Raw genomic sequence first — 939 nt, 5'->3', positions numbered from 1 at the left:
GCGCTAGTGCCTACGCGCGCGTGGTGACCGGTGGTGAGACACCCCTGGGCGAGCTGGCGGACGGCGCGTACTATCGCCCCACGCTCATCGCCGACGCCGCGCAGGACAGCGAGGTCGTGCAGTCCGAGATCTTCGGTCCGGTGCTGGTCGTCCTGCCCTTCGACACCGACGACGAGGGCATCGCACTCGCCAACGACACCCCGTACGGGCTCGCCGCCTCCGCCTGGAGCCGCGACGTGTACCGCACGGGGCGGGCCACCCGTGAGATCAAGGCGGGGTGCGTGTGGATCAACGACCACATCCCGATCATCAGTGAGATGCCGCACGGAGGCTACAAGGCGTCCGGCTTCGGCAAGGACATGTCCGCGTACTCCTTCGAGGAGTACACCCAGATCAAACACGTCATGTTCGACAACACCGCGGTGGTCCGCAAGGACTGGCACCGCACCGTCTTCGGGGACCGATAGCAGCCAGGCCGCCCGACCCGCGGCCACTTCCCGAAAGGGCACCACGCGCATGGAGCAGTACGAGCCCGACCGCCTCTCGCCGGCCCAGCAGGCCGCGATACGGCGCAGTTTCCGCAACGGCAGGGCGGCCCTCACCCGCCGTTCCCTGCTGCGCGCCTCAGCGGGCGGCGCCCTCGCGGTCGGCGGCCTGGGCGCGCTGAGCGCCTGCGGCATCCCCGCGGCGGGGAACACCCAGGGCGGCGTCTCCGCGGAGGACCGCTCGGCCGAGGAGAAGACCGTGACCTTCTCCAACTGGACCGAGTACATGGACGTCGACGACAGCGGACGCCGGCACCCCACGCTGGAGGCGTTCACCAAGCGCACCGGCATCAAGGTCAAGTACACCGAGGACATCAACGACAACACCGAGTTCTTCGGCAAGATCAAGCCGCAGCTCGCCGCGGGCCAGGACACCGGCCGCGACATCATCGTC

Annotated in this window: 1 protein-coding gene and 1 pseudogene; both read left to right on the top strand. The window is 69.1% G+C overall.

The annotated features are described in order from the left end of the window. Positions 1-467: aldehyde dehydrogenase family protein (locus LPA54_RS33035; RefSeq protein ID WP_228984431.1), on the top strand; the 467-nt coding region annotated here is incomplete at its 5' end. A gap of 49 nt (positions 468-516) precedes the next feature. After that, positions 517-939 (top strand): annotated as a pseudogene (locus LPA54_RS33030) (spermidine/putrescine ABC transporter substrate-binding protein); the annotation flags it as partial.

Origin of the sequence: Streptomyces sp. DH12 (assembly GCF_020873895.1) — a bacterium.
In the GTDB taxonomy this organism is placed as follows: Bacteria; Actinomycetota; Actinomycetes; order Streptomycetales; family Streptomycetaceae; genus Streptomyces.
The sequence above is the reverse complement of the archived record's forward strand: the minus strand, read 5'-3'. Positions and strand labels throughout refer to the sequence as shown.